General features: G+C 71.3%; 28 protein-coding genes. 16 read left to right on the top strand and 12 right to left on the bottom strand.

Annotation, left to right across the window (positions count from 1 at the left end):
* Window positions 1-437, top strand: a 437-nt coding sequence (locus tag IF188_RS18275; RefSeq protein ID WP_224752125.1) for a DUF4190 domain-containing protein, incomplete at its 5' end; no start/stop codon positions are given.
* Window positions 438-519: 82 nt separating this feature from the next.
* Here IF188_RS18275 and IF188_RS18280 read toward each other — a convergent pair.
* On the bottom strand, window positions 520-1383 hold the full coding sequence (locus IF188_RS18280; protein WP_191173244.1) for a fumarylacetoacetate hydrolase family protein: 864 nt from the start codon (window positions 1381-1383) through the stop codon (window positions 520-522).
* A 112-nt stretch (window positions 1384-1495) separates the two neighbouring features.
* Here IF188_RS18280 and IF188_RS18285 point away from each other — a divergent pair, with 112 nt between their 5' ends.
* From IF188_RS18285 to IF188_RS18295, 3 genes are all read left to right on the top strand, one after another.
* Window positions 1496-2719: a PrsW family intramembrane metalloprotease gene (locus IF188_RS18285; protein ID WP_191173245.1), complete on the top strand. Its 1224-nt coding sequence runs from the start codon at window positions 1496-1498 to the stop codon at window positions 2717-2719.
* 203 nt (window positions 2720-2922) lie between these two features.
* Window positions 2923-3291 (top strand): FKBP-type peptidyl-prolyl cis-trans isomerase, encoded by a 369-nt coding sequence (locus IF188_RS18290; protein WP_191173246.1) that lies wholly within the window; start codon window positions 2923-2925, stop codon window positions 3289-3291.
* A 277-nt stretch (window positions 3292-3568) separates the two neighbouring features.
* The gene (locus IF188_RS18295) at window positions 3569-4132 is read left to right on the top strand and encodes a YceI family protein (RefSeq protein WP_191173247.1); all 564 of its coding nucleotides are present in this window, start codon (window positions 3569-3571) and stop codon (window positions 4130-4132) included.
* 65 nt (window positions 4133-4197) lie between these two features.
* Here IF188_RS18295 and IF188_RS18300 read toward each other — a convergent pair whose 3' ends face one another.
* Window positions 4198-5061: a sigma-70 family RNA polymerase sigma factor gene (locus tag IF188_RS18300; RefSeq protein WP_191173248.1), complete on the bottom strand. Its 864-nt coding sequence runs from the start codon at window positions 5059-5061 to the stop codon at window positions 4198-4200.
* An 82-nt stretch (window positions 5062-5143) separates the two neighbouring features.
* Between IF188_RS18300 and IF188_RS18305 the strand changes: the two genes are divergently transcribed.
* Window positions 5144-5641 (top strand): carboxymuconolactone decarboxylase family protein, encoded by a 498-nt coding sequence (locus tag IF188_RS18305; protein ID WP_191173249.1) that lies wholly within the window; start codon window positions 5144-5146, stop codon window positions 5639-5641.
* Here IF188_RS18305 and IF188_RS18310 read toward each other — a convergent pair.
* From IF188_RS18310 to IF188_RS18320, 3 genes are all read right to left on the bottom strand, one after another.
* Window positions 5604-6599 (bottom strand): DMT family transporter, encoded by a 996-nt coding sequence (locus IF188_RS18310; RefSeq protein ID WP_191173250.1) that lies wholly within the window; start codon window positions 6597-6599, stop codon window positions 5604-5606. The genes IF188_RS18305 and IF188_RS18310 overlap by 38 nt on opposite strands.
* 123 nt (window positions 6600-6722) lie before the next feature.
* Complete coding sequence (locus tag IF188_RS18315; RefSeq protein WP_191173251.1) at window positions 6723-8036, bottom strand: MFS transporter; 1314 nt, start codon at window positions 8034-8036, stop codon at window positions 6723-6725.
* Complete coding sequence (locus IF188_RS18320; protein ID WP_191173252.1) at window positions 8033-8254, bottom strand: DUF167 domain-containing protein; 222 nt, start codon at window positions 8252-8254, stop codon at window positions 8033-8035. The genes IF188_RS18315 and IF188_RS18320 overlap by 4 nt, the downstream gene beginning before the upstream one ends.
* A gap of 111 nt (window positions 8255-8365) precedes the next feature.
* Between IF188_RS18320 and rpsO the strand changes: the two genes are divergently transcribed.
* A complete protein-coding gene (gene rpsO / locus IF188_RS18325) occupies window positions 8366-8635 on the top strand; it encodes a 30S ribosomal protein S15 (RefSeq protein ID WP_005048780.1) in 270 nt (89 codons plus the stop codon).
* 72 nt (window positions 8636-8707) lie between these two features.
* Here the strand turns inward: rpsO and surE are convergent, their stop codons facing one another.
* Together surE and IF188_RS18335 are read right to left on the bottom strand one after the other, a co-directional pair.
* On the bottom strand, window positions 8708-9472 hold the full coding sequence (gene surE / locus IF188_RS18330; RefSeq protein ID WP_191173253.1) for a 5'/3'-nucleotidase SurE: 765 nt from the start codon (window positions 9470-9472) through the stop codon (window positions 8708-8710).
* The gene (locus tag IF188_RS18335; RefSeq protein WP_224752126.1) at window positions 9447-10169 is read right to left on the bottom strand and encodes a PfkB family carbohydrate kinase; all 723 of its coding nucleotides are present in this window, start codon (window positions 10167-10169) and stop codon (window positions 9447-9449) included. Before IF188_RS18335 ends, surE begins: the two co-directional genes overlap by 26 nt.
* Window positions 10170-10259: 90 nt before the next feature.
* Between IF188_RS18335 and IF188_RS18340 the strand changes: the two genes are divergently transcribed.
* Window positions 10260-10658 (top strand): VOC family protein, encoded by a 399-nt coding sequence (locus tag IF188_RS18340; RefSeq protein ID WP_191173254.1) that lies wholly within the window; start codon window positions 10260-10262, stop codon window positions 10656-10658.
* Between the two features lie 12 nt (window positions 10659-10670).
* Here the strand turns inward: IF188_RS18340 and IF188_RS18345 are convergent, their stop codons facing one another.
* Window positions 10671-11705: an isopenicillin N synthase family dioxygenase gene (locus tag IF188_RS18345; protein ID WP_191173255.1), complete on the bottom strand. Its 1035-nt coding sequence runs from the start codon at window positions 11703-11705 to the stop codon at window positions 10671-10673.
* Between the two features lie 104 nt (window positions 11706-11809).
* On the bottom strand, window positions 11810-12952 hold the full coding sequence (locus IF188_RS18350) for an epoxide hydrolase family protein (RefSeq protein ID WP_191173256.1): 1143 nt from the start codon (window positions 12950-12952) through the stop codon (window positions 11810-11812).
* Window positions 12953-13018: 66 nt separating this feature from the next.
* On the opposite strand from IF188_RS18350, the gene IF188_RS18355 reads away from it, so the two are divergent.
* The 4 genes from IF188_RS18355 to efeB all read left to right on the top strand — a co-directional run bounded on the left by IF188_RS18355 (window position 13019) and on the right by efeB (window position 17599).
* Window positions 13019-14005 (top strand): helix-turn-helix transcriptional regulator, encoded by a 987-nt coding sequence (locus IF188_RS18355; protein WP_191173257.1) that lies wholly within the window; start codon window positions 13019-13021, stop codon window positions 14003-14005.
* A 98-nt stretch (window positions 14006-14103) separates the two neighbouring features.
* Window positions 14104-15105, top strand: coding sequence for an iron uptake transporter permease EfeU (gene efeU / locus IF188_RS18360; RefSeq protein ID WP_191173258.1), 1002 nt, complete (start codon window positions 14104-14106; stop codon window positions 15103-15105).
* Window positions 15102-16331 carry an iron uptake system protein EfeO gene (gene efeO, locus IF188_RS18365; protein ID WP_191173259.1) on the top strand — a complete coding sequence of 410 codons (1230 nt, stop codon included), beginning with the start codon at window positions 15102-15104 and terminating at the stop codon, window positions 16329-16331. The genes efeU and efeO overlap by 4 nt, the downstream gene beginning before the upstream one ends.
* Window positions 16328-17599 (top strand): iron uptake transporter deferrochelatase/peroxidase subunit, encoded by a 1272-nt coding sequence (gene efeB / locus IF188_RS18370; protein ID WP_191173260.1) that lies wholly within the window; start codon window positions 16328-16330, stop codon window positions 17597-17599. Before efeO ends, efeB begins: the two co-directional genes overlap by 4 nt.
* Before the next feature lie 76 nt (window positions 17600-17675).
* Here the strand turns inward: efeB and IF188_RS18375 are convergent, their stop codons facing one another.
* The gene (locus tag IF188_RS18375; protein ID WP_191173261.1) at window positions 17676-18866 is read right to left on the bottom strand and encodes an acyltransferase family protein; all 1191 of its coding nucleotides are present in this window, start codon (window positions 18864-18866) and stop codon (window positions 17676-17678) included.
* 116 nt (window positions 18867-18982) lie between these two features.
* On the opposite strand from IF188_RS18375, the gene IF188_RS18380 reads away from it, so the two are divergent.
* The 4 genes from IF188_RS18380 (at window position 18983) to IF188_RS18395 (ending at window position 23369) form a co-directional block, all read left to right on the top strand.
* Window positions 18983-20476 carry a carboxylesterase/lipase family protein gene (locus tag IF188_RS18380; RefSeq protein WP_191173262.1) on the top strand — a complete coding sequence of 498 codons (1494 nt, stop codon included), beginning with the start codon at window positions 18983-18985 and terminating at the stop codon, window positions 20474-20476.
* A gap of 13 nt (window positions 20477-20489) precedes the next feature.
* The gene (locus IF188_RS18385) at window positions 20490-21371 is read left to right on the top strand and encodes an alpha/beta fold hydrolase (protein WP_191173263.1); all 882 of its coding nucleotides are present in this window, start codon (window positions 20490-20492) and stop codon (window positions 21369-21371) included.
* Between the two features lie 116 nt (window positions 21372-21487).
* A complete protein-coding gene (locus IF188_RS18390) occupies window positions 21488-22696 on the top strand; it encodes an LLM class flavin-dependent oxidoreductase (RefSeq protein WP_191173336.1) in 1209 nt (402 codons plus the stop codon).
* Window positions 22697-22718: 22 nt separating this feature from the next.
* On the top strand, window positions 22719-23369 hold the full coding sequence (locus tag IF188_RS18395) for an FMN reductase (protein WP_191173264.1): 651 nt from the start codon (window positions 22719-22721) through the stop codon (window positions 23367-23369).
* 9 nt (window positions 23370-23378) lie between these two features.
* On the opposite strand, the gene IF188_RS18400 is transcribed toward IF188_RS18395, so the two are convergent.
* Both IF188_RS18400 and IF188_RS18405 read right to left on the bottom strand, forming a co-directional pair.
* Entirely contained in the window at window positions 23379-24209 is an 831-nt protein-coding gene (locus tag IF188_RS18400) for a DNA/RNA non-specific endonuclease (protein WP_191173265.1), read from the bottom strand.
* 36 nt (window positions 24210-24245) lie between these two features.
* Window positions 24246-24851, bottom strand: a complete 606-nt coding sequence (locus IF188_RS18405) for a DedA family protein (RefSeq protein WP_318152941.1) — start codon at window positions 24849-24851, stop codon at window positions 24246-24248.
* Window positions 24852-24990: 139 nt separating this feature from the next.
* On the opposite strand from IF188_RS18405, the gene IF188_RS20635 reads away from it, so the two are divergent.
* On the top strand, window positions 24991-26979 hold the full coding sequence (locus IF188_RS20635; RefSeq protein WP_191173267.1) for a glycosyltransferase: 1989 nt from the start codon (window positions 24991-24993) through the stop codon (window positions 26977-26979).
* The last annotated feature ends 19 nt before the right edge of the window (window positions 26980-26998 follow it).

Below are 26998 nucleotides of genomic sequence, written 5' to 3' on the forward strand. Positions count from 1 at the left end.
CCGCCCCCGCCTACGGCGCGGTCCCGCCGGCCCCGCCGGCGTATGACGCCCCGGCCGCTCCCGCCTACGGCGCCCCCGCGGCGCCCGGTTACGCGGCGGCCCCGCCCGCGCCCTACGGCGCCGCAGCGCCCGGCGCCCCGGTGCCCGGCAAGACGCTCGGCATCGTGGCGCTCGTCGTCGTCTTCTTCGCGTCGCTGATCGGCCTGATCCTGGGCTACGTCGCGCGCTCGCAGAGCAAGGCGGCCGGCGTTCCCAACACCCCCGCGAAGGTCGCGATCATCCTGGGGTGGGTCTTCATCGGCCTCACGATCATCGCGGGCATCATCCTGGCGATCACGATCCCGATCATGGTGATGAACGCGCACAACGCGCTGTGCGAGGGCCTCGACCCGGGCACCTACCCCCTCACTGACGGCACGTACATCACCTGCGAGTGATGCGCTGACGTGCACGAAGCCCCTCTCCGTCAGGAGAGGGGCTTCGTCGTCTGCGTGCGGCCGTGGCCGGCGGCATCCCTCGTCAATCCAGGATGCGGCAGTGCGTGGTCAGCGCGCCGATGCCGTCGATCCCCACGGTGACGGTGGAGCGGTCGCGCAGGAACACCTGCGGGTCGCGCGAGTAGCCGGCGCCGCCGGGGCTCCCCGTCGAGATCAGGGTGCCCGGCAGCAGCGTCGCCGACCGCGACAGGTGCGAGACCAGGGTCGCGACCGGTCGCACCATCTGCGCCGTGGTGGCGTCCTGCAGCGTGGTGCCGTCGAGCACGGTCCAGATGTGCAGCGCCTGCGGGTCGGGGATCTCGTCGCGCGTGACGACGAACGGGCCGGTCGGCGTGAAGCCGTCGAAGGACTTGCAGCGCGACCACTGCGCCTCGGAGTACTGGATGTCACGCGCGGTGATGTCGTTGACGACCGTGTAGCCCCACACGTGGTCGAGCGCGTGCTCGGGGTCGACGTCCTTGGCGGGCGTGCCGATGATGACGCCGAGCTCGGCCTCGTAGTCGACCGACTCGCTGAGCGAACGCGGCCACGCGGTGGTGCCGTCGTGGCCGGCCAGCGAGTTCGGCCAGAGGACGAAGACGGTGGGCGTCGAGTCGGTCTTGAGCCCCAGTTCGCTGGAGTGCGCGGCGTAGTTCAGGCCGATCGCCAGGATGACGGGCGGGGCCAGCACGGCCGAGGCGAACCGGGCATCGTCGAGTGGATGCCGCACGCCCCGGCCGGCGGCATCCCGAACCTGCGCGAGCAGGCCGTCGCCGCCGGCGATCAGCTGCTCCAGGGTCGCCGGAGCGCCATCGAACAGCTCGTCGACGAACACGCCGTCGTCGCCCGTCACCAGGACGAGTCTCGGCTCGGCGCTTCCGGGCGGGACGACGTGGGCGAAGCGCATGCCCCCAACCTACTCGGACCGCCCCGCGCCGGTGTCGTCCGCATGCGCCGCGCCGTCCACAGTCGCCGGGGCCGTGCGCGTCGCGGCGCGGTGGTCCCCGTAGGCTGAGCGCATGACGCCTGATCCCGGCGCCGCGTCCTCGCGGCCCTCGCTCACGCCGCCCGAGTTCGCCTCGCCGTTCGCTCAGCCGCACTACGCCGCCCCCGCGACGATCACGCCGTCGGCGACCTCGTACGCACCCGTCCCTGCCGCGGCGAGCGCACCGCGGCGCCGCAGCACGGCCGCGATCTGGATCGTCGGCGTGCTGGTGCTGGTGCTCGTGGCGCTCGTCGGCTACTTCCTCAACGCCCTGGGCCCCGCGGCATCCCTCATCGGCATGGTGCTCGCCTTCGTCCCCCTCGTCGGGGTCTGGTTCGCCGTGCGCCTCGTCGACCGCTGGGAGCCGGAGCCCCGGGGTCTGCTGCTGCTCGCCGTCGCATGGGGGGCGATCGCCGCGGTCGGGATCGCGCTCGGCGTGGACGTCGTGCTCACCGCCGTCCTCGGCGTGCGCACCGGGGCCGGCGAGGTGCTGCAGACGGTGGTGCAGGCACCGGTCGTCGAGGAGTTCGCGAAGGGACTCGGGGTCTTCCTCATCTTCGCGATCGCCCGCCGCTCGTTCGACGGACCTGTCGACGGCGTCGTGTACGGCGCGCTGGTCGGCGCGGGCTTCGCGTTCACCGAGAACATCCAGTACTTCGCCGTCAGCCTCATCGAGGGCGGCGCGATCGAGACGACCGAGACCTTCTTCCTGCGCGGCATCCTGTCGCCGTTCGCACACGTCATGTTCACGAGCGTCACCGGGTTCGCGCTCGGTCTGGCGGCGCGCCGCGGCCTCGCGACGGGGCAGGCCGTCGGTCCCTGGCTGATGGGGCTCGCCGGTGCCATCGCGCTGCACGCGTTCTGGAACGGCTCGGCGATGTTCGGCGACTTCTTCGTGCTGTACGTGACGCTCCAGGTACCCCTGTTCATCGGGTTCATCCTCGGCATCATCGGTCTGCGGCGCGAAGAGGCGCGACTGACTCGCCGCCGCCTCGGCGACTACGCCGCGGCAGGCTGGTTCACAACGCAAGAGGTCGACATGCTCGCCACGCCGGCGGGCCGCAAGGCGGCGATGGCGTGGGCGCAGACGCTGCGCGGCGACCGCCGCCCGCTGATGAGAGGCTTCATCGCGGACGCGACCGCGCTCGCCGCGACCCGCCAGCGCGCGCTGACCGGTCGCGATCCGCTCGCGGCGGCTCAGGAGCACGAGCTGCTGGAGCGGATCGTGGCGACGCGCGCCGCCATGTTCGCGCCGTAGACCGCCCGCCGCTCGACGGGACGAGGCGCCTGCAGACGAACTCAGCGCTCGGTGCCGCGGCGATGCCTGCGTGACTCCCGAGCGCTGAGCTGATCTGCCACCAGGATGCCGGGTTCCCGGCGCGGGTGTCAAGAGCGACTGTCCGGTTCCCCTGACGGCGAACCTGCACTGCGTGCGCGTGCCGGGGATGGTTGGATGGTGGCATGACTGACGACCGCACCAAGCCCGAGATCGACGCACCCGCGGGCCCCGCGCCCGCCGAACTCGTCATCCGCGACATCGTCGTGGGTGAGGGCGCCGAGGCCAAGCCCGGCGACACCGTGACCGTCCACTACGTGGGCGTGGAGTACGAGACCGGCGAAGAGTTCGACTCGTCGTGGAACCGCGGCGAGAGCATCCAGTTCCCGCTGCGCGGCCTCATCCAGGGCTGGCAGGACGGCATCCCCGGCATGAAGGAGGGCGGCCGTCGCGAACTCGTGATCCCGCCTGCTCTCGCCTACGGTCCGGCCGGCGGCCACTTCCTCGGCGGCAAGACGCTGATCTTCGTCATCGACCTCATCAAGGTCGGCTGAGCGGGTCGACCCCGATCGTCCCGGAGGGGCGGATGCCGCGGCATCCGCCCCTCTCGTCGTGCAGGCGCGCCCCGCCGTACCGACGGGCTGCAGTTCTCTGTTGCGGCGCACCCGATCTGATGCGCCGCAACAGGAATGTGGCGCCGCGACCCGTGACGTCCGGCGCAGAACGCCGGCGCGAGGCGAGTTCATGCATGGGAATAGAATTTGATGCAGGCCGTTACAGCCCTTGTGCCCGTCGCCGCAAGCGACCCCCACTGACACGAAGGAAGAACCAATGACCGATGCCACGACGATCGACATCCCCGGCTACCGCACCGGCACCTGGGTGCTGGACCCCGCCCACAGCGAGGTGACGTTCAGCGTCCGCCACATGATGATCTCGAAGGTGCGCGGCACCTTCGGCGTCAAGAGCGCGACCCTGACCGCCCCCGAGAACCCGCTGGACGCCAAGGTCGAGGCGAGCGTCGACGTCACGTCGGTCGACACCAAGGACGAGGCGCGCGACAACCACCTGCGTTCGGCCGACTTCTTCGACGTCGAGAACCACCCGACCATGGAGTTCCGCTCGACCGGCGCCCGCGTCGAGGACGGCGACTTCCTCGTCGACGGCGACCTCACGATCCGCGGCATCACCAAGCCCGTCACGTTCGAGCTCGAGTTCGGCGGCTTCGGTGTCGACCCGTGGGGCAACTACAAGGCCGGCGCGACCGCCAAGACCGTCGTGAACCGCGAGGACTTCGGTCTCACCTGGAACGCTGCGCTCGAGACCGGCGGCGTCCTGGTCGGCAAGGACATCACCATCACGCTCGACCTGCAGGGCGCCCACCAGCCCGCCTGATCGCAGAGCCTTTCGAAGAGTGGATGCCTCGGCCCGAGGCATCCACTCTTCTCATTGTGCGCGGGTCAGGGCAGCGACAGCTCGGCCACTCGCTCAGGTCCGGCGAACGCGTCGATCACCGCGATGCGGTCGCCCTCGACATCGAACGCCATGACCGAGACGGCGCGGCCGTCGATCATGACGACGACCCCGGGCAGCCCGTCGACCAGCACCGGGGTGAGCAGTGCGGCGGGCGCCGCGAACAGGAGCGCCTGGCTCGCCACCGCGGCCGCGCCCCGCACGATCGATGTCGCCGACAGCCCGCCGTCGATGCGCAGTTCGACATCGGGTGACAGCAGCGCGACCAGCCGGTCGAAGTCGCCGGCGCGGGCGGCAGCGAAGAACGCATCGACGACGGGGCGGCGATCGGAGGCCGCGCCTCCTGACGTGTCGGCCGACCGCACGCGCCGTCGGGCGCGGCTGGCGAGCTGACGCACGGCGCCGGGGGAGCGGTCGAGCAGTTCGGCGATCTGGTCGAACGGCACGTCGAAGGAGTCGTGCAGGACGAACGCCACTCGTTCGGCGGGCGACAGCCGGTCGAGCACGAGCATGAGGGCGGCGCCCACGGCATCGGCCAGCTGCGCATCGTCGAGTGGGTCGGCACCGCGCCGGTCTGCTTCGACGACCGGCTCGGCGATGCCGTCGTCGAGCGGCGTTTCGCCGCGGGTCGCGCGCGAGCGCAACACGTTGAGGCACGCGCGCGACGCGATCGTGGTCAGCCAGCCGCCGAAGTTGTCGATGCCGTCCGCGCCAGCCGATGAGATCCGCAGCCACACGTCCTGCACGACGTCTTCGGCCTCGGCGGTCGAGCCGAGCATGCGCTGGGCGAGCCGCACCAGTCTCGGCCGGTGCTCCTCGAAGCGCATCGCCAGAGATTCTTGATCGGTCATGTCACATTCCTCTCGTGTCACGGGTCATCTGTATGACCGTCCGAACCGCGGCGGTGTGACACCGACGACGAAAGAGTCTGACATGACCATCACGACTGAAGCCCCCGAACTCGCCCAGCCCGTGTCGGCGAGCGCGCGGATGCCGCACCCGGCCTTCCTGCTCGACGGCGGATTCGACGCCCTCACCGGTCTCAGCAAGGTGGCCCGCTCGACGGATCTGCCGGAGGAGCTGATGCACCTGCTGGATCTGCGCGCGAGCCAGATCAACGGCTGCAGCTGGTGCACCATCGAGCACGCGAAGGAGCTGCGGGCCGACGGTGCGAGCGAGGAGCGTGTGTTCGGGGTCGCGGCCTGGCGCGACGCGCCGCACTACACCGCGCGCGAGCGTGCCGCGCTGGCGCTGACCGAGGCGCTGACTCGCGCCGCCGACACCGCAGACGCCGTGCCGGATGAGCTGTGGGCCGAGGTGTCGGCGCACTTCGACAAGCGCCAGCTGTCGGCGCTGCTGCTGGAGATCGGCACCATCAACGTGTGGAACCGCATCAACGTCGCGATCCGCCAGCCCGCCGGGAAGCGGTGACGGCGCCACCGCCTGCGGGAGCGGTCCGCGGCCGTCGGCGCAGGCGGTCCTGGGCCAGCAGGATGCCGAGGAACACGACGAGTGCGCCGACGGGCTCGTTCCAGCTCACGGTCTCGCCGAGGATCAGCACGCCCAGCACCACTCCGACGACCGGGGTGATGTAGGTCACCGTCGAGGCGCGGGTGGGTCCCCACGCTCTCACCGTGTTCTGGTTCCAGACGTAGGCGATGCCGGTGCCCAGGCACCCGAGCAGCACGAGGCTCACGACGATCGGAACGTCGAGCTGCACCGGGGTGAGCACGAGGAACGGCGTGAGCAGCGCCATCACGAGCCCGGCCATCGCGATGTAGCCGAACGTGAACGCGAGGGCGGACATCCCGGTGTTCGACGCGAATCGACGCATGTACGCGAAGCTGAAGCCGTAGCTGGCGGTCGCACCGAGGATCGCGAGCTCGGCGATGAGACTGCCGTCCCATGACAGCCCCTGCCACGGCGCGATGATCACGATCACGCCCAGGATGCCGACGCCGATGCCGACGACCTGCATCGCCTTGAGACGTTCGACACGGAACACGAGCCAGGCCATGATCGCCGTCATGATCGGCGTCGTCGCGTTGAAGATGCTCGCGACGCCTGAGCTGACGTGCTGCTGCGCCCACGAGAACAGCAGGAACGGGACGACGCAGAACGTGATCCCCAGCACCAGCAGGTGACCCCACACGCGCACGCTGCGCGAGAGGTGCTCGCGGCGCGCGAGCACGAGGATCCCGAGTGTCACGGTGCCCAGCAGGATGCGGGTCCAGGCCACCTGCGCCGGCGAGATCCCGGTGAGCGCGACCTTCATGAAGAGGAAGCTCGAGCCCCACACGATCCCGGCCAGGACGAACTGGACGGTGATCCAGGTCGGCGAAGGTGCACGTGTCGCGCCGACGGCTGCGGTGGGAGAGGTCGAGGTCACGGGGCCACGCTACGCGCGCCCTCCGTGCCGCGCGCCGTCACCGGGATGCGACGTCCGAAATCCGCCGACGCGCGACCGCCTCGCTACGGGGTCGCGGCGTCGCCCGGTCGCGGAGTCCGCGGATCAGGGCACGGGGTTCTCGGCGTCGTACGCGCGGAAGCGGGGGCTCAGGCGCACCAGCGTCGCGACGATCCCGATGATCAGGAAGCCGCCGAGGAGCGGCGGGAACCACAGCGCGGTGAGGGTCGCGAGGGTTCCGGCGTAGAGGGCGCCCAGGCGCGGACCGCCGGCGACCACCACGATGAAGATGCCCTGCAGGCGGCCCCGGATGCTGTCGGGCACCGCGGCCTGCACCATCGTGTTGCGGTAGATCGAGCTGACGTTGTCGGCCGCGCCCGAGACCGCCAGCGCCAGGCATGCAGCGCCGATCAGCACCAGGTTGGGGGTGTTCGCGTCGACGCCCGGTGGCGCGAACCAGCCGAGGGCCGCGGCTCCGAGCACGAGGCCGAGCGCCGCGATCGCACCGCCGTAGACGATGATGGCCCGTTCGATGCCGACGCCCTGCCGCCGCACCGCGCCGACGCGGCCGGAGAACAGGCTCGAGACGAAGGCGCCGGCGGCGACCGACGCGGTGAGCACACCCGTCGTGATGGGGCCGCCGCCGAGCAGCACGGCGCCGATCGCGGGGAAGAGCGACAGCGGCTGCCCGAACGTCATCGCGGTGATGTCGAGGATGAACTGCAGGCGGATGTTCGAGGCCCGCTTCAGGAACTGCCAGCCGTCGCGCAGGGACTCCAGCCCGGGGCGCACGATGACGCCCTCGGGTCGCAGGCGGGGGAGTGTCCACAGGCCCAGGAACAGCGAGGTCATGAGGATCACGTCGAGCGTGTAGGTCCAGGCGTAGCCCGTGAGCGCGACGAGCACGCCTGCCAGCGCGGGCCCGGCCATCACCATGATCCCCACGGTGATGCCGCCGAGGGCGGATGCCGCGGCGAGCAGCTCGCGGGGAAGCAGGCGAGGCACGATCGCCTGACGGGTCGCGAGCACGATCGAATTCGCGGCGGAGTTGACGATGCTGAGCGCGTACAGCCACCACACCGACTCGAGCTGCGTCCACGTGAGGACGGCGAGCAGCGCCGTGGATCCGAAGGTGACCGTCGCCGCGATCAGGGCGACTGCGCGCCGGTCGAACGCATCGGCGAGCATTCCGCCGTAGATGCCGGCGACGATCATCGGCAGCAGCCCGGCGACCGCGATCATCGACACGGCGAAGGTCGACCCGGTCAGGTCGTACATCTGCAGCATGATCGCGACGATCGTGAGCTGGCCGCCGAGCCCCGCCAGGGTGGATCCGATCCACATGCGCGTGAACGCCGGGCTGGTGCGAAACGGTCGCAGGTCGATGAAGTGACTGCGATGCTCGCCGGCCGCGGTCACTCGTCGACCTCGACGCGCTTGATGCGGGCGGTGTGGCCGCGCAGGATCGTGACGTCGCGGGGCGGCACGCCGAAGTGCTCGGCGAGCGCTCTGACGACGCCCTCGTTGGCGGCGCCGTCGACGGCACGCTCCTTCACGTGGACGACGAGGCCGTCGTCGGTGGTCTCGACCAGCGGTCCGCGCCGGCTCCCGGGCTTGACGCGGACGGTGTACTGCACTGGACGAGCCTACTGGTAGACTCTTCAGGTTGCCGTTGGATCGGCCGCGGAGAAAGAGAGCTCGCACATCGGGTGACGGGCACCGCGCAACAAGCAGAGAGGGGATCACCTATGGCACTGGAAGCAGACGTCAAGAAGGCGATCATCGAAGAGTACGCGACGCACCCCGGTGACACCGGATCCCCCGAGGTGCAGGTCGCGATGCTGACGCAGCGCATCAAGGACCTCACCGAGCACCTCAAGGAGCACAAGCACGACCACCACTCGCGTCGTGGTCTGTTCCTGCTCGTCGGTCAGCGCCGTCGCCTGCTGGGCTACCTGCAGGACATCGACATCAACCGTTACCGCTCGCTCATCGAGCGCCTCGGTCTCCGTCGATAAGGCATCGACCAGCGTTCAATCGCGCAAAACATTCTTGAGAAGGCCTCCCCACGGTGTGGGGAGGCCTTCTGCCTATCCGGGACGGGATGCCGCCACCCGCGCGAACCCGAGCGGTCGGGCCGACACCGCGTCGAGGCCGGTGACGGTGACCCATCCCTCGGCCAGCAGTGCGGCGTCGGTGCCGGGCTCGGGGTGGTTGGGCAGGTCCTCGACCGCGAGCCTGATATGCCCGACGTCGCGCTCCGACAGCGTCGTCTGCACGATGCCGAACGGTGCCAGAGCGGCCTCGACCGCACCGCGGTTGTCGGCCGCATTCGGAACGTTCACGTTGATGACCGAACCGCGGGCCTGCTCGAGCACGAACGGCAGCAGGCCCACCGCGGCGGAGGCCGCGGCATCCCAGTGGAACTCCACCGGATTCATGCCGACGTCGAGCGAGACCGCGACGCCCCATGCTCCGTTGAGGCCGCCCGTGAGCGCGGCGCCGACGGTTCCGGAGTGCAGGATCGCACGCCCGACGTTCGCACCGTGGTTCACGCCCGACAGCACGAGCTCGGCGGGGTCGCCGAAGGCGCCGTGCGCCGCGATCAGCGCCACCAGGCCGGGTCCGCCGCGCACGGCGAAGGCGGCGACCCCGTCCAGACCGGGCAGTTCGCGTCGCTCGATCGCGATGCGGCCGTCCTCTTCGGCGGCCACGATCGAGGCGCTCGTGCCGCTGGACTGCCGCATCGGAGCGGCGACGGTCACATCCAGCCCAGCGTCCTGCGCTGCGCGTGCGAGGGCGTGCAGGCCCGGCGCGTCGATGCCGTCGTCATTCGTGATGAGCGTCCGGGTCATCGCGGCGCCTCCGCATCGGCCTCGGGCTCGGGCTCTGCCAGGGCGGCGAGCCCGTCCGGGCTGACGTGCCCGGTGACCGGCTGAGCGCCGCCCCCGCCGACAGCAGGGCGGCTTGCGAGTCGTCGGAGACGAGCCCGTCGGCGCGGAGCTCTTCGTCGCTGACCTTCAGCACGTCCACGCCGCCCGCGACGGCCGCCTCGAGTCGGTCGCCGGCGAGATCCACGACGACAGCGGCCCCGCCCTCGTGCAGATCGGATGCCAGGCGCCGATAGGTGTCGGCAGGAAGCGCCTGATCGCCTGAAGGGCCGCTGAGGATCACCAGGCCGGATGCCAGGCCTTCGCGCAACGTGACGCTGTACAGCTCGTCGAGGTCATGCCGTGCCAGCGGCTCGCCCTCGGTCTCGGCGATGATGTCGCGGTCACCGCCGCGGCGATCGTGCAGGTAGGCGGACCCCTTCCCGGGACGCTCGACACCTGCGACCGTCAACCCCTCGTCCTCGAGCAGGTGGCGCAGAACCCCGCCGATCTCTCCGGTCAGCGTGCAGCACATCGTGACCGACGCTCCCAGCCGCAGCAGCATGCGCGCCTGCCAGACGCCCTGGCCGCCGGCGTGCAGGTGGATGTCCGGGTCGCCGTCGTGCTCCTCCACCGTGACGGTGAGCGTCGGGGACGGCGCGAAGATCGTGACGTCGCTCATGCCGGCGAAGCTATGCCCGCGCGACGACGGCCACGACCCCCTTGACGAGGGCGCTGTCGCCGCACTTCATGCCGGACTACCATGACGGCCATGCTGGCGAACCGTTCGATGCCGCGCGGCGTGATCGTCCCCGTGCTGGCCTACCCCGACGTCGAAGAGGCGGTCGAGCGGCTCGGCGCCGCCTTCGGGTTCACGCTGCGCTGGCGCGCCGGCACGCATCGCGCCCAGCTCGCCGTCGGCGACGACTCGGCGATCGCGATCGTGCGGGGAACGCCCGCCACAGGCTCCGATCACGTCATGCTGCGCGTGGGCGACGTAGGCGCACTCCGTGAGCGCGCGCACGCTGCCGGGTTCGAGGCATCCGGAATCGAGGAGTTCCCTTACGGCGAGCGCCAGTTCACCTGCGTGGACTTCAGCGGACGCACCTGGGTGTTCACCGAGTCGGTCGCCGATGTCGACCCCCGGGAGTGGGGCGCCGTCGTCGGCTGAACGGATGCCGCGTCAGCCGGCCGCCCGTGCCGCCACGAGGTCCGCGTGGTGGATGGCCGCGACGTCCGGGTGGGCGCGCAGCCGGGACTTCAGCGCGTTCTCGCCGTAGAGAGCGTGGATCGGGTTCGCCGGATCCTGCGTGACCCCGCGCGCCTGCGCCGCGAGCTCGGCGGGCAGCTCGATGAGCGGCAGGCGCTTGTCGAGCGCGGGGTTGAAGAAGAACGGCACCGAGATGCGGTCGTCGGGGAACGCCGGCGAGATCACGCGGTGCTTCGTCGCGATGAGGTAGCCCTGCGTGGCGTACTCGAGCAGCTCGCCGATGTTGACGACGAAGGCGCCGGGCACCGGGGGAGCATCGACCCAGTGTCGTTCCCCCGTGGCACCCTCCTCACGTTCGACCTGGAGTCCGCCCTTGCCCGGCTCGACCCACAGCAGCGTCAGCACGCCGGAGTCCTTGTGCGCACCGACCCCCTGCTGGGGCGTGGGGTCCTCCTTGCCGGGGTAGCGCACGATCTTGATGAGCGTCGACGGTTCGCCGAAGTGCTCGTCGAAGTAGTTCTCGGGCGCACCGAGCGACAGCGCCCAGGCGCGCAGCAGCTTGCGCGCGACGCCGGACAGGTGGTCGTGCCACTCCGAGACGACCTCACGCAGCTCGGGCTGCGCGTCGGGCCACAGGTTCGGCCCGATCAGACGTGAGAAGTCGGGAGCCTCCGGATCGGTGACCGCCTCGCGCTCGGGCCCGATGTCGATCTGCTCGCGCCAGTCGACCTTGCCCTGCGTGCGCTCGCCGCCGATGCGGGTGTAGCCGCGGAAGTGCGGGCTGTTGACGTTCTCGATCGCGAGCTTTTCGGCCTCGGGCAGTGCGAAGAAGTCGCGGGCCGCGCGGTGAAGGCGCGCTTCGAGCTCGGGCGTGACGCCGGTACCGGTGAGGTAGAAGAAGCCGACGTCGTGCGTCGCGGCCCGCAGGTCGTCGCGGAACTGCGCGGCGGCCTCGGGCCCCGCGTCGAGCCGGGAGAGGTCGAGGATCGGCAGGGTGAGGTCGGTCATGAGGCGAGGGTAGGCGGATGCCGCGGCATCCGCTCGATTGTTGCTCCGGGTTAAGCCGGGGCCCGGCCTCGCGGCCGTAGCCCCGGCATCCCGCGGTCAGCCGATCACGCGCCGGCGAAGAACGCGCGGATGTCGCCGACGACGAGCTCGGGGACTTCGAGCGCGGCGTAATGGCCGCCCTCTTCGAACCGGCTCCAGTGGACGACGTTCGTGTTGTCGCGCTCGGCGAAGACCTTGATGGTCTGGAAGTCGTCCTTGAACACGGCGACGCCCGTGCGCGCGTCGCTCACTCGCGGCTCGATGTCTGCGACCGCGTTCTCGCGGTACGCGCGGCTCATCCCGGCGGACGCGTTCGCGAACCACGTGACGCTCACCTCGGTCAGGATCGCGTCGAGCGGGACGAGCGCGGTGCCGTTGCCGAACGAGTTGAACAGCTCCGAGTAGGCGAGCAGTCCGACGGGCGAGTCCGAGATCGCCGCGGCGATCGTCTGCGGGCGCGCCGCGTTCATCGTGTTGTAGGCGCCCACCGACTGGAACCACTGCATGTGCTCGAGGCCGGCGTAGTCCTGCGGGGCGAGGTTCTCGAACTCGGCAGGGTCGCCGGACGGGAACGAGAACAGCTGCAGGACGTGCAGGCCCAGGAACCCGTCGGGGTTCAGCAGTCCGAGCTCGCGCGAGACCATCGCGCCGTTGTCGCTGCCGTGGATGCCGTACGAGGTGTACCCGAGGCGGCGCATCAGCACGTCGTACGCGGCGGCGACGCGCGGGATCGTCCAGCCGGGCTCGGTGACGGGCTGGCTGAACCCGAACCCCGGGGCGTCGGGCACCACGACATCGAAGGCGTCCTCGGCGCGTCCGCCGAATGCGACGGGGTCCACGAGCGGACCGATCACGTCGAGGTAGTCGACGAACGAGCCGGGGTAGGTGTGCGCGAGGATCAGCGGCGTCGCGTTCTCATGCGGCGAGCGCACGTGGATGAAGTGGATGTTCTGCCCGTCGATCTCGGTGGTGAAGTGGGGGAACTCGTTCATGCGGGCCTCGGCAGCGCGCCAGTCGAAACCGCCCCGCCACCGCTCGACGGCCTCGGCGAGGTAGCTGTTCGGCGTCCCCGACTGCCAGTCGTCTGACGGCGCGGGCTGCGGCAGGCGTGTGCGCGAAAGCCGCTCGGCGAGGTCGTCGAGATCGGCCTGCGGCACGTCGATGCGGAAGGAGCGGATGCCGGCGCTGGGGGTCGTTGCGGTGTTCATGTCTTCGACGTTACGGTCGAATCAGGTAGAGTTTCTTCCTGTTTTATCGACTTCTCGGAGGCTGGCATGATCGGCACCTCGGAGCGTCGGCTGGCGCTGCTGGCGATGCTGCAGAGCCGGCCGCGATGGTCAGGACCCGAGCTGGCAGATCGCCTGGACGTATCGGTGCGCACGATCCGCACCGACATCGAACGCCTGCGTGGCCTGGGCTACCCGGTCGAGGCGGAGCGCGGGCGCGCGGGGTCGTATCGGCTGGCCGCCGGGGCCAAGCTGCCGCCGCTGCTGCTCGACGACGAAGAGGCCGTCGCCGTCGCGATCGGCCTGCGGGTGGCGCGCGGCGTCGCAGGGGTCGACGAAGCCGGCGCCCGGGCGCTCACGAAGCTGCTCCAGGTGCTGCCCGAGCGCCTGCGCCCGACCGTCGACGCGGTCGCGGCGACGGTCGACAGCGGGCCCGAGAACATCGGCACCGATGCGCCCGATCCCGAGGTCGATCCCGCGGTGCTGAGCGCCGTCGCGCAGGCCGTGCATGCGGGGGAGTGGCTCCGGTTCGACGACCGCGGCGCACCGCGCCGCGTCGAGCCGTACCGGCTGCTGAGCTGGCAGCGACGGTGGTACCTCGTCGCGCGCGACCCTGACAGCGGGGAGTGGGAGACGTTCCGCCTCGACTGGATCGAACCGCGGATGCCGACACGTCGACGTTTCGACCCCCTCCCTGTCCCGGGCGGCGACTTCACGGCCTTCGCGCTGCGCTCGATCGCCGCCGCCGGCTGGAACGTCCACGCCCGGCTGCGGATCGCCGCGCCCGCGGAGCGCGTGATCGCGCGGATCAACCCCACTGTCGGCGTCGTCGAAGCGATCGATCCGGACACCTCGGTGCTGGTCACGGGGGCGGACAGCCTCGAGACGATCGCGGCCTACATCGGGATGCTCGGCATGGACTTCACGGTGGATTCTCCGGCGGAATTGGTGCCTCATCTGCGAGTGCTGGCCGAGCGTTACAGCCGCGCGGTCGACGGAATGGACAACCGGACAGCTGGTCGAGTAGCGTCATAGGTAAGGCTCACCTTACGATGGACGTCGTCTCATCGACGTCCCGGGTGCGCTCGGGTGCGACGGAGCGCCGCTCAGCTGCACGAACCTCAGGAATCCCCTTGCTCGCCACCTTCCTCATCGGCCTGCGTGAAGGCCTCGAAGCCGCGCTCGTCGTCGGCATCCTCGTCGCCTACGTCACCCGCCTCGGCCGCCGCGATGTGCTGCCCCGGCTGTGGGTCGGCATCGGCCTCGCCGTCGCCCTCGCCGTCGCGATCGGCGCGACGCTGACCTTCGGGTCGTACACGCTGACCTTCCAAGGCCAGGAGATCCTGGGCGGTACGCTGTCGCTCCTCACGGTCGCGATGGTCACCTGGATGATCTTCTGGATGCAGAAGACCGCCCGCACGATGAAGCGGTCGCTCGAGGGCGGGCTCGACCGGGCGCTGGCGGTCGGCAGCCTGTGGGCGCTCGTCGCGATCGGCTTCGTGTCGGTCGCCCGCGAGGGCGTCGAGACGACGCTGCTGCTGTGGTCGATGGTGCAGTCGTTCGGCGATGCGCCTGTCGCGCTCGCCGGCGCCCTGCTGGGCCTGGCCGTCGCCGTGGTGCTCGGCTGGCTGCTCGCGCGCGGCATGCTCAAGCTCGACCTGCGCCGCTTCTTCGCCTGGACCGGCGGATTCCTGATCATCGTCGCCGCCGGTGTGCTCGCCTACGCGATCCACGACCTGCAGGAGGCGGGGGTCCTCCCGGGCCCGTTCACGGAGGCGGCTCCCGTGGATCCCTCGACCGGCGCCGTCCTCGTCGGCTGGGCGGCCTTCCCGTTCGGCTGGGCCTTCGACGTGACCGGCGCGATCCCGCCCGGGTCGGTCCTCGCGACCGTGCTGCAGGCGACGGTCGGGTTCATGCCGCGCATGTCGTGGGTCCAGGTCGTCGCGTGGGTCCTGTACGTCGCGGTCGTCGGCGCCGTCTGGGCGCGCCGTCAGTTCTTCGCGCCGCGCAAGGCCGCGACGACGGCATCCGCGTCCGCGCCGGCATCCCCGGTCCCCTCCGTCGAGCCGGCGGGCACCGAGACCGTCGCCGTCTCGTCATCGAACCCTGTCCTGTCCTCGCAAGGAGAAGCATGACCGTCCGCCGCCTGATCCCGGCCCTCGCCGTCACCGCGCTCGGTGCCCTCGCCCTGTCGGGCTGTGTCGCCAAGAGCGACGCCGCTGCCACCGACGCCCTGACCGTGTCGTCCACCGCCTCGGCGTGCGACGTGTCGGGTGACGCGGCCACGAGCGGCACGCTCACCTTCGACGTGAGCAACGACGGCGACGACGTGACCGAGTTCTACCTGCTGGCCGAGGACGGCCTGCGCATCGTCGGCGAAGTCGAGAACATCGCACCGGGCACGTCGCGCACGCTGACGCTGGTCGCTCAGCCCGGCGACTACTTCACCGTCTGCAAGCCCGGCATGACCGGCGACGGCGTGGGTCGCGCCGCGTTCACCGTCTCGGGGGACGCCGTCGCGCTGACCGGCGAGGATGCCGAGCAGAAGCAGCAGGCCGTCGACCTGTACGCCGCGTTCGTGAAGGACCAGGTCGGGCAGCTCGTGCCCGCCGTCTCGGACTTCGTGGCCGCGTACGAGTCGGGCGACGACGAGGCCGCGCGCACGCAGTTCCCGCAGGTGCGCGCGTACTACGAGCGCATCGAGCCGGTGGCCGAGGCGCTGGGCGACCTGGATCCCCGCATCGACTACCGAGAAGTGGATGCCGTCGCCGAGGGTCTCGACTGGACCGGCTTCCACCGCATCGAGAAGGACCTGTGGGTGCCGGCCGAAGGCGCTCTCAACGCAGACGGCGAGACGCCGGCCTGGCAGGACTGGGCGCCGTCGACGACCGAGGAGCGTGCCGCCTACGGCGACCAGCTGATCGCGGACGTGCAGGAGCTGTACGACTACGTCCACGGCGAGGACTTCTCGGCCGTGCTCGCCGACCAGGGCATCGGCGGCATCTCGAACGGCGCCATCGCGCTGCTGGACGAGGTCGCCACCGGCAAGATCCAGGGCGAGGAGGACTGGTGGTCGCACACCGATCTGTCGGACTTCGCCGCCAACGTCGAGGGCTCGAAGATGGCGTTCTCGCTGGTGCGCGACTTCGCCGAGGCGCAGGGCGACGACGGCGCCGCGCTCGCCGATGAGATCGACGGCGGCTACGCCGACCTGGAGGCGGCGCTCGCGCAGTACGGCTCGCTGGACGCCGGCTTCGTGGCCTACACGGAGCTGACCGACGAAGACAAGCGCGCGCTGACCGACCTCATCAACGCGCTCGCCGAGCCGCTCGCGCAGCTCACGAACACCGTCCTGGCGTGACCGGCGAAGAAGGCGTCTCGCGCCGCGGGCTGCTCGGACTGGCGCTCGGAGCCGGCGCCGCGGGCCTCGCGATCGGCGCCGGTGCGGGGGCGGCCACCGCCGCGGCGATCGGGCGCGCGCAGCAGGCGGAGGCCGCGGCATCCGCCTACGACTTCTTCGGCGCGCACCAGGCGGGCATCACGACGCCCGTGCAGGACCACCTGCATTTCGCCTCGTTCGACATGATGGCCCGCACCGACCGCGATGACCTCATCGCCCTGCTGCAGGACTGGTCGTACGCGGCTTCGCGCATGACGCAGGGGCTCGACGTGAGCGCCACCGGGGCCGTCGGCGGATCGCCCGAGGCGCCGCCGGACGACACCGGCGAGGCGCAGGGGCTCGCCGCGAGCGGGCTCACGATCACGTTCGGCTTCGGCCCCAGCCTCTTCGAGAACGACGAGGGCGACCGCTACGGCATCGCCGCGCGGCGCCCGGCGCAGCTGGAGAAGCTCCCGGTGTTCCTCGGCGACGACCTCGACCCGGAGCACTCCGGAGGCGACCTGTGCATCCAGGCGTGCGCCGACGACCCGCAGGTCGCCGTCCACGCCGTCCGCAACCTCAGCCGCATCGCCTTCGGCCGGGCGAGACTGCGCTGGTCGCAGCTGGGCTTCGGCCGCACGTCGCGCACGACGGCGGCGCAGTCGACGCCGCGCAACCTCTTCGGCTTCAAGGACGGCACGGTCAACATCCTGGCCACGGACGACGCCGCGCTCGACGAGAGCGTGTGGGTGGCGGCATCCGACGATCCCGCCTGGATGGCGGGCGGCTCGTACCTGGTCGCGCGCAAGATCGCGATGCTCATCGAGACGTGGGATCGCGTCCGGCTCACCGAGCAGGAGGCGATCATCGGTCGCGACAAGGGGCCCGGCGCCCCGCTGTCCGGCGGCGACGAGTTCACCGACCCCGACTTCGACGCGACGACGAAGGATGGCACGCCGGCGATCCCGGTCACGAGCCACGTGCGCCTGGCGCACCCGGAGTTCAACAAGGGCATCCAGATCCTGCGGCGCGGCTACAACTTCGTCGACGGCAACAACGAGCTGGGACGGCTCGACGCGGGGCTGTTCTTCCTGTCGTACCAGCGCTCTCCCGAGCAGTTCGTGACGCTGCAGCGCTCGCTGTCGACCGACGCGATGAACGAGTACATCCGCCACGTCGGCTCGGGCATCTGGGCGATCCCCGCCGGTGCCGCGGCGGGCTCGTACGTGGGGGCGCAGCTGTTCTCCTGACGGATGCCGCAAGCCGCGGTGCCGGGCGGTCCAGGTCTGCGCAGGGCCGCCCGGCACCGCATGCCTCAGCGCGGCCTCAGCCGTTCTGCCGCGGATCGGGGCGCGGCCCGCTGCCGCGCACGGCGCGCGGCTCCTCGCGCGGACGCCGCGAACCTGTCGGATCGCTGCGACGACCCTCGCGGCGCGCGAGCGTGCGGTCGGCGAAGAGCCAGGCGGGGCGCGGCTCGACGAGCGGCCGGAAGACGCGCCGGACCGGCTTCGTCGCCAGGGCGAGGGCGATGAGCACTGACCCGGCGATCACCAGCGGCAGCCACAGCCATGTCGGCTCGGCGTTGCGCAGCAGGCCGTTCTCGCGGAACGGGTACAGCACGAACGAGTGCAGCAGGTAGACGTACATCGTGTACTGGCCGAAGTGTGTCCACCAGTGCGTCGCGCGCGGCACCAGCGCGAAGAACGCCGTGGCCAGCACCACTGCCACGAGCATCAGCGCCAGGCGCACGCCGCCCGCCCACCACTGCGTGCCGCCGATCGAGGCGTAGTTCTCGTCGTAGAACAGCCACTCCCGCAGGTTCATGTCTCGCCATCGGTCGACGAAGAACCAGGCCGCCCACGCGGCCAGAGCGAACACTCCCAGGCCGCCGGCGAACACCCACCACGGCCGGCGCGCGAGCAGGCGCATCCGTGCGACGACGTCGTGCTCATGCAGCCACCAGCCGAGGGTGAAGAACGGGAGCAGGCCGAGCGTGCGCGACAGTGAGAAGGTGGAGTCGATGTTCGGCAGGTAGCCGGCGCCGATCGAGATGACGACGGTCCACAGCAGCGGCCAGCGCAGCAGGGCGAGGTACGGCAGCACGACGCGGAAGATGCCGAGCGCCAGCAGGAACCACAGCGTCCACGACGGCTCGGTGATGTTCGGGTTCGCCTGGCCCTCGACGAGCCATTTCGTCAGGGTCCACAGCCCCTCGAACACGACGTACGGCACCAGGATGTCGGTGATGACACGTGCCATCTGCGTCCTCGTCGGGGCGTCCGACTTGGAGAAGTACCCCGAGATGATGGCGAACGCCGGCATGTGGAACGCGTACACGACGAGGTACAGGCTCAGGGCGATGTCGGAGTCGTAGGTCAGCCGCTGCACGGCGTGCCCGAGCACCACGAGCACGATGCACGCGAAGCGGGCGTTGTCCCAGAAGGGCGTGCGTCGCTTCGAGCGGGCGATCGGCCCTGTGGGGGCGGCCGCCGGGGTCCGGTCGCTGCTGCCGGTCATCATCACCTCCGGGCGCAGACCAGACTAGCCCGGCGGCCGTGTCCGCTTGACACCGGGTCCGGCGCTGGCTGAGTCTGAGTACGAGCGTGCCGAGGGTGCCGCCCGAAGGGATCGCCATGACGGATGCCGCCCCCGGAGCCGGATCGACGAGTGCTGTCCCGCGCCCCGTCGTGACCGTATCGTCCGGCGTCGTGCGCGGCACGCGTGAGGGAGCGCTCGACAGGTTCCTCGGCATCCCGTATGCGGCCCCGCCGGTCGGCGAGCGGCGCTTCCGGGCCCCCGCGCCGGTCGCGCCGTGGGAGGGGGAGCGGGATGCCTCGGCCTTCGGGCCGACCGCCCCGCAGCGGCCGTACACCCCGGCGATCGCGCGATACCTCGCGTCGGTCGCGGTGCCCGGTGACGACATCCTCACGGTGAACGTCTGGAGCCCCGCGGACCGCGCGCCCGATGCGGCGCTGCCGGTCCTCGTCTTCGTGCACGGCGGTGCGCTCACCCGCGGTGCGGCCGCCCTGCCGACCTATGACGGGGAGCGGTTCGCGCGCCACGGGATCGTGTTCGTGTCGATTCAGTACCGGCTGGGGCAGGAGGGGTTCGCGGTGCTCGACGGGGTGCCGCAGAACCTCGGAGTGCTTGACCAGCAGGAGGCGCTGCGCTGGGTGCGACGCGAGATCGCCGCCTTCGGCGGCGACCCCGCGCGCGTGACGGTGGTGGGCCACTCGGCGGGCGCCAACACCCTGACCGCCCTGCTGGCTCTGCCGCACGCGAAGGAGCTGTTCGACAGGGCGATCCTGCAGTCCGGACCGCTCGTCGCGCAGCCGCCGAAGAAGTCCGGCCGCATGACGCGTGAGATCGCGAAGCGGCTGCGCATCCCGGCGACGCGCGACGCCTTCGCCGCAGTGCCTGCCGACGATCTGGTCGCCCAGCAGACCGAGGTGGCCGCCGGCGGATCGCCGGTCGGGGGCGGGCCGACGGTGGCGCTGACGATCGGCGGCGAGGCGGTGCCCCGCAACCCGCTCGACGCTCTGCTGGAGGGCCAGGGGCGGGGCATCCCCGTCCTCATCGGCTCGACGAGCGAGGAGTACCGCCTCTGGGTCGTCCCCTCGGGCGCGGTCGACAAGGCGAGCTGGTTCACCGTCGCGCTCGCGCGCCTGGTCGCCCGGGTCCCCGCGCGCGTGGTGCGCGCACACCGCACGCGCCGCCCCGAGGCGTCGCCCGGTGAGGTGCTCGGTGAGGTCATGACCGACATGCTGCTGCGCGCGCCGATCGCGCGCTTCGCCGACAGTCGCGCGTCGGCGGGCGCGGCGCCCACATGGGTGTACGAGTTCCGCTGGAAGAGCCCGGTCGACCGGCTGGGCGCTGCGCACGTCATGGAGCTCGGCTTCGTCTTCGACCGGCTTTCTGAGCCCGACGCGATCGCGATCGGCGGTCCTGGCGGCCCGCAGGCGCTCGCCGACGCGATGCACGGCGCGTGGGTGTCGTTCGTCGTCGACGGCGATCCGGGGTGGGAGGCATGGACGCCGCGGCACCCCGTGCAGGCCTTCGACGCCGCGGGCGGGCACATCGACTACGCGCCGCGTCAGGACGAGCTCGACGGTCTTCCGCAGCGGTAAGGTCGCAGTCGCGATGACGACGATCGACGACGCGCTCCAGCGCGACCAGGCCCTCCCCGACTTCGACTGGCACGTCTTCCCCGACGGCACCGAGCGGGACGTGTTCCCCGCCCCGAGCGGTGGCCTCGCACGTGTGCGGCTCGGCGACCCCGGCGCGCCGCGCGTGGTCCTGGTCCCCGGCGTGGCGGGCTCCAAGGAGGACTTCGTCCTCATGTTCCCGCTGTTCGCAGCGGCCGGGTACCGCGTGGAGGCGTACGATCTTGCGGGTCATTACGGATCGGTGGATGCCGGACCCCACAACCTGCGGCCGCCGCGCGAGCACTACGACTACGACCTGTTCGTCGACGATCTGATCGCGATCCTCGAGGACGGCGGTCCCGCCCACGTGCTCGGCTACAGCTTCGCCGGCGTCATCACTGAGCTCGCCCTGGTCGCCCGTCCCGACCTGTTCCGCAGCCTCACGCTCATGTCGGCGCCGCCGGCGACCGGCCAGGTGTTCCGCGGCGTCAAGCACATCGGGCCGATCTCCGACATGTCGCCGCACCGGGCGGCCGGACTCATCCTGTGGGGCATCCGCTACAACCTGAACCGCACGCCGCCCGGGCGGATCGCCTTCGTGCGCGAGCGTCTCGGCGTCACGGGACGCGACTGCATCGACGACGTCGTCGGACTCATGATGGCGACGCCCGACATGACGGACGAGGTCGCGGCCGCCGGCATCCCGAAGCTCATCGCCGTCGGCGAGCAGGACCTGTGGCCGCAGGCGCAGCACGACTCCTACGCCGCCCGGATCGGGGCACGCGTCGCGACGTACCCGACCGGGCACGCGCCCTGCGAGACGACGCCCCATCAGCTCGCCCGCGACATGCTGCGCCTCTTCGCCGACGCGGAGTGAGGCGCCGGGGAATAAGTTTGGATCGCACGCGTTGCACGAGATACATTCATTTGCATAGACCTTCACAAAGGGGAAGCGGAGAAGCGATCGTGAGCGAGAGCACCACCTGGCAGGGCATGCAGTTCGGCATCTTCTCGGTGAGCGACATCACCGAGGACCCCACGACGGGCAAGACCCCGAGTGAGGCCGAGAAGATCCGGGGCGCCGTGACCCTGGCCAAGCACGCCGAAGAGGTGGGGCTGGACGTGTTCGCCATCGGCGAGCACCACAACCCGCCGTTCTGGTCGTCGTCGCCCACGACGACACTGGCGTACATCGCGGGGCAGACCGAGCGTCTCATCCTGTCGACCGCGACGACGCTGATCACCACGAACGACCCGGTGAAGATCGCCGAGGACTACGCGATGCTCCAGCACGTCGCCGACGGTCGCATGGACCTCATGCTGGGCCGCGGCAACACCGGCCCGGTGTACCCGTGGTTCGGCAAGGACATCCGACAGGGTCTTCCCCTGTCGATCGAGAGCTACAACCTGCTGCACCGCCTGTGGCGCGAGGACGTCGTCGACTGGGAAGGCCAGTTCCGCACGCCCCTGCAGGGCTTCACGGCGACCCCGCGTCCGCTCGACGGCGTCGCGCCGTTCGTGTGGCACGGCTCGATCCGCACACCTGAGATCGCCGAGCAGGCCGCCTACTACGGCGACGGCTTCTTCGCGAACAACATCTTCTGGCCCAAGGAGCACTACCAGCGCCTCATCCAGCTCTACCGCCAGCGCTACGCGCACTACGGCCACGGCACGCCCGAGCAGGCGATCGTCGGCCTCGGCGGTCAGGTGTTCATGGCGGCGAAGTCGCAGGACGCGGTGAATCAGTTCCGCCCGTACTTCGACAACGCGCCGGTCTACGGCCACGGCCCGTCGCTCGAGGACTTCAGCGAGATGACGCCGCTCACCGTCGGCTCGCCCCAGCAGGTGATCGACCGCTACGCCGCGATGCGCGAGACGTTCGGCGACTACCAGCGCCAGCTGTTCCTCGTCGACCACGCCGGGCTGCCGCTGAAGACCGTGCTGGAGCAGCTCGACATCCTGGGCGGAGAGGTCGTCCCCGTGCTGCGCAGGGAGCTGCAGAAGAACCGCCCCGCGGACGTGCCAGACGCGCCCACGCACGCCGGCCTCGTGAAGGCGAAGTACGGCGACCGCCCCGCCCGTGAGGCGATCCCGGGCGCCAACCGCGGCGACAACCTCACCGCCGGCTCGCCCTACCAGGACGCCGGTGCGGTCGCCCCCGCGGGCGCCGCGTTCGGCCTCGGCACCCCCGCCGGTCGTTGAGCGAGCGAAGCGAGACGAAACGATGAACAACACCGCTCGCCGCATCGCCGTCGTCTCGGCCGGGCTGTCGAACCCGTCGTCGACCCGCATGCTCGCCGACCGGCTCGCCGCGGCGACCGCCAAGCAGCTGTCGGAGCGTGACATCGAGATCGAGGTCGACGTGTTCGAACTGCGCGACTACGCGCACGACATCACGAACAACCTGCTGACCGGCTTCGCGCCGCCGGCACTCGAATCGGTGATCAACGCGGTCGTCTCGGCCGACGCGCTCATCGTCGTGACGCCGATCTTCTCCACCAGCTACTCGGGACTGTTCAAGTCGTTCATCGACGTGCTCGACCCTGACGCGCTCACCGGCAAGCCGGTGCTCATCGGCGCCAACGCCGGCACGGCGCGCCACTCGCTCGCGATCGACTACGCGATCCGGCCGCTGTTCACCTACCTGCACGCGGAGCCGGTGTCGACCGGCGTGTTCGCGGCCTCGAGCGACTGGGGAGCGAGCGCCGATAACGTGGCGCCGCTCGCCGAGCGCGTCGACCGCGGTGCGCGCGAGCTGGCCGACGCGATCGCCCGACGCGAGCCCGCGAAGAACAGCGATCCGTTCGACCCCGCGAGCTACCTCGGCGAGGGTCGCTCGTTCGGGCACCTGCTGGGCGGTCTGTCGGGCGAGTAAGGCTGGGCGTCAGCCCAGGAACACATCCTCCGGTGCGCGGAGAAGACGCCAGCCGTCTTCTCCGCGCACTTCTGCGTCCGGCGCGGGCTGCAGCACATCAGCCGCCGCCAGCGGGCCGAGATCGATGCCCGACAGTGAGGCGATGTCGGCGATCGGCACCTGGAACGTCCGGAACGCGCCGAGCGGCGGCACCGCCAGCGCGCCCTGCACGACGTCGATCAGATCGGACTGGTCGAGCACGAAGCCCGCGGCAGAGAGCCGCGGCGCCGCGTCGGCCGGCGCGGCCCACGCGGCGACCTTGAAGAACCGCCGGGGGATCCGGATGCCGCGGTACGCGGGGTCCTCGTCGGCCAGCACCGGCGCGGTGAACACGGCGACGCGCTCGTCGGTGGTGTCCGCGAACTCCAGGACGTGGTCCTCGAGACCGAGCCACAGCTCTTTGGACTGGTTGAAGCCGCTCGCCTGCGGTGCCGCGTTCGGGTACACGAAGGTCGCCGCCGTAGCCGTGCGCGCCTGCGCCGGCGTACCCCAGCCGGGGTCGCGCCGGCGCACCAGGTGGCCCCGGTCGAGATCGTTGTCCGCGTAGACGGCCGGTCCCGCCTGCTCGTCATCGGTGACGCGCGGGTCGAGCCGCCACTGGCCGGTGCGCGGCAGGTCGAGCAGCGTCGCTCCGTCGATGTTCACTCCCGTCACCGCCGCGAGACGCCGGGCGGGGTCGAGCAGCACCGTGAAGCGCGGGTAGGTCAGCTCGTGGGTCGCACGTCCGTCGGCAGGGCTCGGCAGCGGCAGCCCGATGCCGAGGAACGCGTCGTCGTAGCCTGCGGTGATCGACTCTGCCATGGCCTCATCCTTTCGTGCGCCGACGACATCGGCCCGTCAGCCGCGCGGCGGACGCGCCGCACCGAGCCGCCGTGCGAGCACGGCGTCGATGGCGAGGCCCAGACCCACCGCGAAGACGACGGAGACGACGACCGCGACGACCGGACCGCCCGGTACGAGCGCCGCGACGGCGGCGCCGACGAGCGCCTGATACAGCGCCCACGCGAGCGCCGCGAGCCCCGCCACCGCGAGGTACCGCGGCGCCGGCAGCCGCGTCCCGCCCGCGGTCAGGTTGACGGCGATGCGCGCGAACGGGATGAACCTGGCCGTGAACAGGACGAGCGCCGCACGCTGCTCCAGTCGCACGCGCGCCCATGAGAAGGCGGCCTGCGCGCGTGGCGCCCGCATCCACCGCCATCGCTGCAGGCCGATGGTTCGGCCCACCAGGTAGCAGACGGCGTCGCCGGTCAGGGCGGCGGCCGCCGCCACCAGCACGATCGCCGCCAGCGGCGGCTCGCCCTGCGACACCGCGAGCGCGCCGAGCGCTGTCACGGCCGCCTCGCCGGGGATGACGACGAGAAAGGCGTCGCCCAGCACGAGCGCGAAGAGCAGCGGCAGCGCCCACGCGCTGCGCGCGACCTCGATCAGCAGATCCTCGACCACCCCTCCTTCGTACGCGGGCGGGGTGAACGGCGACCGAACGGGGCACGTCCGGTGACCTGCCGCGGTGCATCGGGTGAACACTTCCGCGCGCGGGTCGGTTCGCGGCATCCGGCCGTCCGGAGCCCGTCACGCTGGGAACGTGAGAGTCGCACTTCTCGCCGAATCGTTCCTGCCCCACATGAACGGGGTGACAGGGTCGGTGCTCCACGTCCTGCGTCACCTCGCCGCCGAAGGCCACGAGACCCTCGTCATCGCGCCGCGCGCCGGCGAGATCACCACCGACCTGCACGGCGCACGGACCGAGCTGCTGCGTTCGGTGCCGCTGCCGTCGTACCCCGAGGTGCGCGTGGTGTTCGCGCGCGCCGCCCGCCTGACCGCCATTCTGCGGGAGTTCCGGCCCGACGTCGTGCACCTCGCCTCGCCGTTCGTGCTCGGCTGGCAGGGCGTCGCCGCCGCCGACGTGCTGCGCGTGCCGACCGTGGCCGTCTACCAGACCGACGTCGTCGCCTACGCCGAGAAGTACGGGATGCCGCAGGCATCTGCTCTCGTCGGCCGCCACCTCACCCGGCTGCACCGCCGCGCCACGCTCACCCTGGCGCCCTCGAGCGCGTCGCAGCGACAGCTCGAGGAGCTCGGCGTGGATCGGCTGCGCCGCTGGGGCCGGGGCGTCGACACCGCGCGATTCACCCCGCAGCGTCGCAGCGAGGCGTGGCGCGCGTGCACCGCGCCCGGCGAGCTGATCGTCGGCTACGTGGGCCGGCTGGCGCCCGAGAAGCAGGTCGAGGACCTCGCGGCACTCGCCGGGCTCGGCGGGGTGCAGCTCGTGATCGTCGGCGACGGACCGGCGCGCCCTTCCTTGGAGCGGATGCTGCCGAGCGCCGTATTCACCGGGCACCTCACCGGACTCGCGCTCGCCGAGGCGCTGGCGAGCTTCGACGTGTTCGTCCACCCGGGCGAGAGCGAGACGTTCGGTCAGACCATCCAAGAGGCGCTCGCGAGCGGCGTCCCGGTGGTCGCGACCGGCAGCGGTGGACCCGTCGACCTGGTGCGCTCGAGCGTCGACGGCTGGCTCTACCGACCGGGGGACCTCGCCGAGCTGCGCGCGAGGGTCGCCGACCTCGTGGGCGACGAGGGCAAGCGGCGCGCCTTCGCTGCCGCGGCGGGGGAGTCCGTGCGCGATCGCTCGTGGGACGCCGTCTGCCGGCGCCTGGTCGGCCACTACGACGAGGCGCGGGCACTGCGTCCGATCGACGACGCGCTGCCGCGCGGCGTGACCACCCGGCCGTCGGTTCCCGCGCCGCCCGTCGAGCGGCGCACCTGGTCGCGGTTCATCGCCCTCGGGGACTCGATCACCGAGGGGCTGTGCGACACCTCGCGCATGCCGGCGGGGGAGTACCGCGGATGGGCCGACCGCCTCGCGCAGCTGCTCGCCCCCACCGGCAACGGCGGCGAGCCGCTCCGGTTCGCCAACCTCGCCGTCCGCAGTCGCAAGGTGCACCACGTGATGCACGAGCAGCTGCCGCAGGCGCTGTCGATGCGACCCGACCTGGTGTCGGTGCTCATCGGGGCGAACGACCTCGTCGCCCGTCGCGTCGACCCCGTCGCGGTCGCTGTCGAGCTGGAGAGGGGCGTGCGACGGCTGCGCGAAGCCGGCATCGCGGTGCTGCTCGTGACGCCGTTCCTCCCGGGCCGACGGGCCGCGGCGATCTTCACGCGCCGGTTCGCGACGTTCGCGTCAGAGCTGCGCCGCATCGCGCACGAGACCGGTGCGACGCTGCTCGACACCGCGGTGTTCCTCGACGCGGAGGGGGTGCCGGCCATCGCCGATCTGAGCCTGTGGGCGGACGACAAGGTGCACCTGCGCTCGCGGGGGCACCGCTACCTCGCCTACTGCGCCGCCGAGGTGCTGGGCGTTCCCGACGCCGAAGCGCTCGGTGACCTCGATGCGGCCCTGCACGCCGACGACGATCCCGTCGCCGACCGCTCGTGGCTGCGGCGGGACGCGCTGCCGTGGGTGTGGCGACGTCTGCGCGGACGGACGGCGGGCGACGGGCGCGGCGCCAAGCACGACGGCTACGTGCTCGTCGGCGGGCGCGGCGACGTGCGCACCGGCGCCAACGCAGGGTGAAGCATCCACCCGCTCACGT

Source organism: Microbacterium helvum (assembly GCF_014779795.1).
In the GTDB taxonomy this organism is placed as follows: Bacteria; Actinomycetota; Actinomycetes; order Actinomycetales; family Microbacteriaceae; genus Microbacterium; species Microbacterium helvum.

Coding starts and splice junctions, on each gene's coding strand:
- IF188_RS18280 (WP_191173244.1), bottom strand. CDS start 1,383: ATGCGCTTCGCCCACGTCGTCCCGCCCGGAAGCGCCGAGCCGAGACTC.
- IF188_RS18285 (WP_191173245.1), top strand. CDS start 1,496: ATGACGCCTGATCCCGGCGCCGCGTCCTCGCGGCCCTCGCTCACGCCG.
- IF188_RS18290 (WP_191173246.1), top strand. CDS start 2,923: ATGACTGACGACCGCACCAAGCCCGAGATCGACGCACCCGCGGGCCCC.
- IF188_RS18295 (WP_191173247.1), top strand. CDS start 3,569: ATGACCGATGCCACGACGATCGACATCCCCGGCTACCGCACCGGCACC.
- IF188_RS18300 (WP_191173248.1), bottom strand. CDS start 5,061: ATGACCGATCAAGAATCTCTGGCGATGCGCTTCGAGGAGCACCGGCCG.
- IF188_RS18305 (WP_191173249.1), top strand. CDS start 5,144: ATGACCATCACGACTGAAGCCCCCGAACTCGCCCAGCCCGTGTCGGCG.
- rpsO (WP_005048780.1), top strand. CDS start 8,366: ATGGCACTGGAAGCAGACGTCAAGAAGGCGATCATCGAAGAGTACGCG.
- surE (WP_191173253.1), bottom strand. CDS start 9,472: ATGACCCGGACGCTCATCACGAATGACGACGGCATCGACGCGCCGGGC.
- IF188_RS18335 (WP_224752126.1), bottom strand. CDS start 10,169: ATGAGCGACGTCACGATCTTCGCGCCGTCCCCGACGCTCACCGTCACG.
- IF188_RS18340 (WP_191173254.1), top strand. CDS start 10,260: ATGCTGGCGAACCGTTCGATGCCGCGCGGCGTGATCGTCCCCGTGCTG.
- IF188_RS18345 (WP_191173255.1), bottom strand. CDS start 11,705: ATGACCGACCTCACCCTGCCGATCCTCGACCTCTCCCGGCTCGACGCG.
- IF188_RS18350 (WP_191173256.1), bottom strand. CDS start 12,952: ATGAACACCGCAACGACCCCCAGCGCCGGCATCCGCTCCTTCCGCATC.
- IF188_RS18355 (WP_191173257.1), top strand. CDS start 13,019: ATGATCGGCACCTCGGAGCGTCGGCTGGCGCTGCTGGCGATGCTGCAG.
- efeO (WP_191173259.1), top strand. CDS start 15,102: ATGACCGTCCGCCGCCTGATCCCGGCCCTCGCCGTCACCGCGCTCGGT.
- IF188_RS18375 (WP_191173261.1), bottom strand. CDS start 18,866: ATGACCGGCAGCAGCGACCGGACCCCGGCGGCCGCCCCCACAGGGCCG.
- IF188_RS18380 (WP_191173262.1), top strand. CDS start 18,983: ATGACGGATGCCGCCCCCGGAGCCGGATCGACGAGTGCTGTCCCGCGC.
- IF188_RS18385 (WP_191173263.1), top strand. CDS start 20,490: ATGACGACGATCGACGACGCGCTCCAGCGCGACCAGGCCCTCCCCGAC.
- IF188_RS18390 (WP_191173336.1), top strand. CDS start 21,488: ATGCAGTTCGGCATCTTCTCGGTGAGCGACATCACCGAGGACCCCACG.
- IF188_RS18395 (WP_191173264.1), top strand. CDS start 22,719: ATGAACAACACCGCTCGCCGCATCGCCGTCGTCTCGGCCGGGCTGTCG.
- IF188_RS18400 (WP_191173265.1), bottom strand. CDS start 24,209: ATGGCAGAGTCGATCACCGCAGGCTACGACGACGCGTTCCTCGGCATC.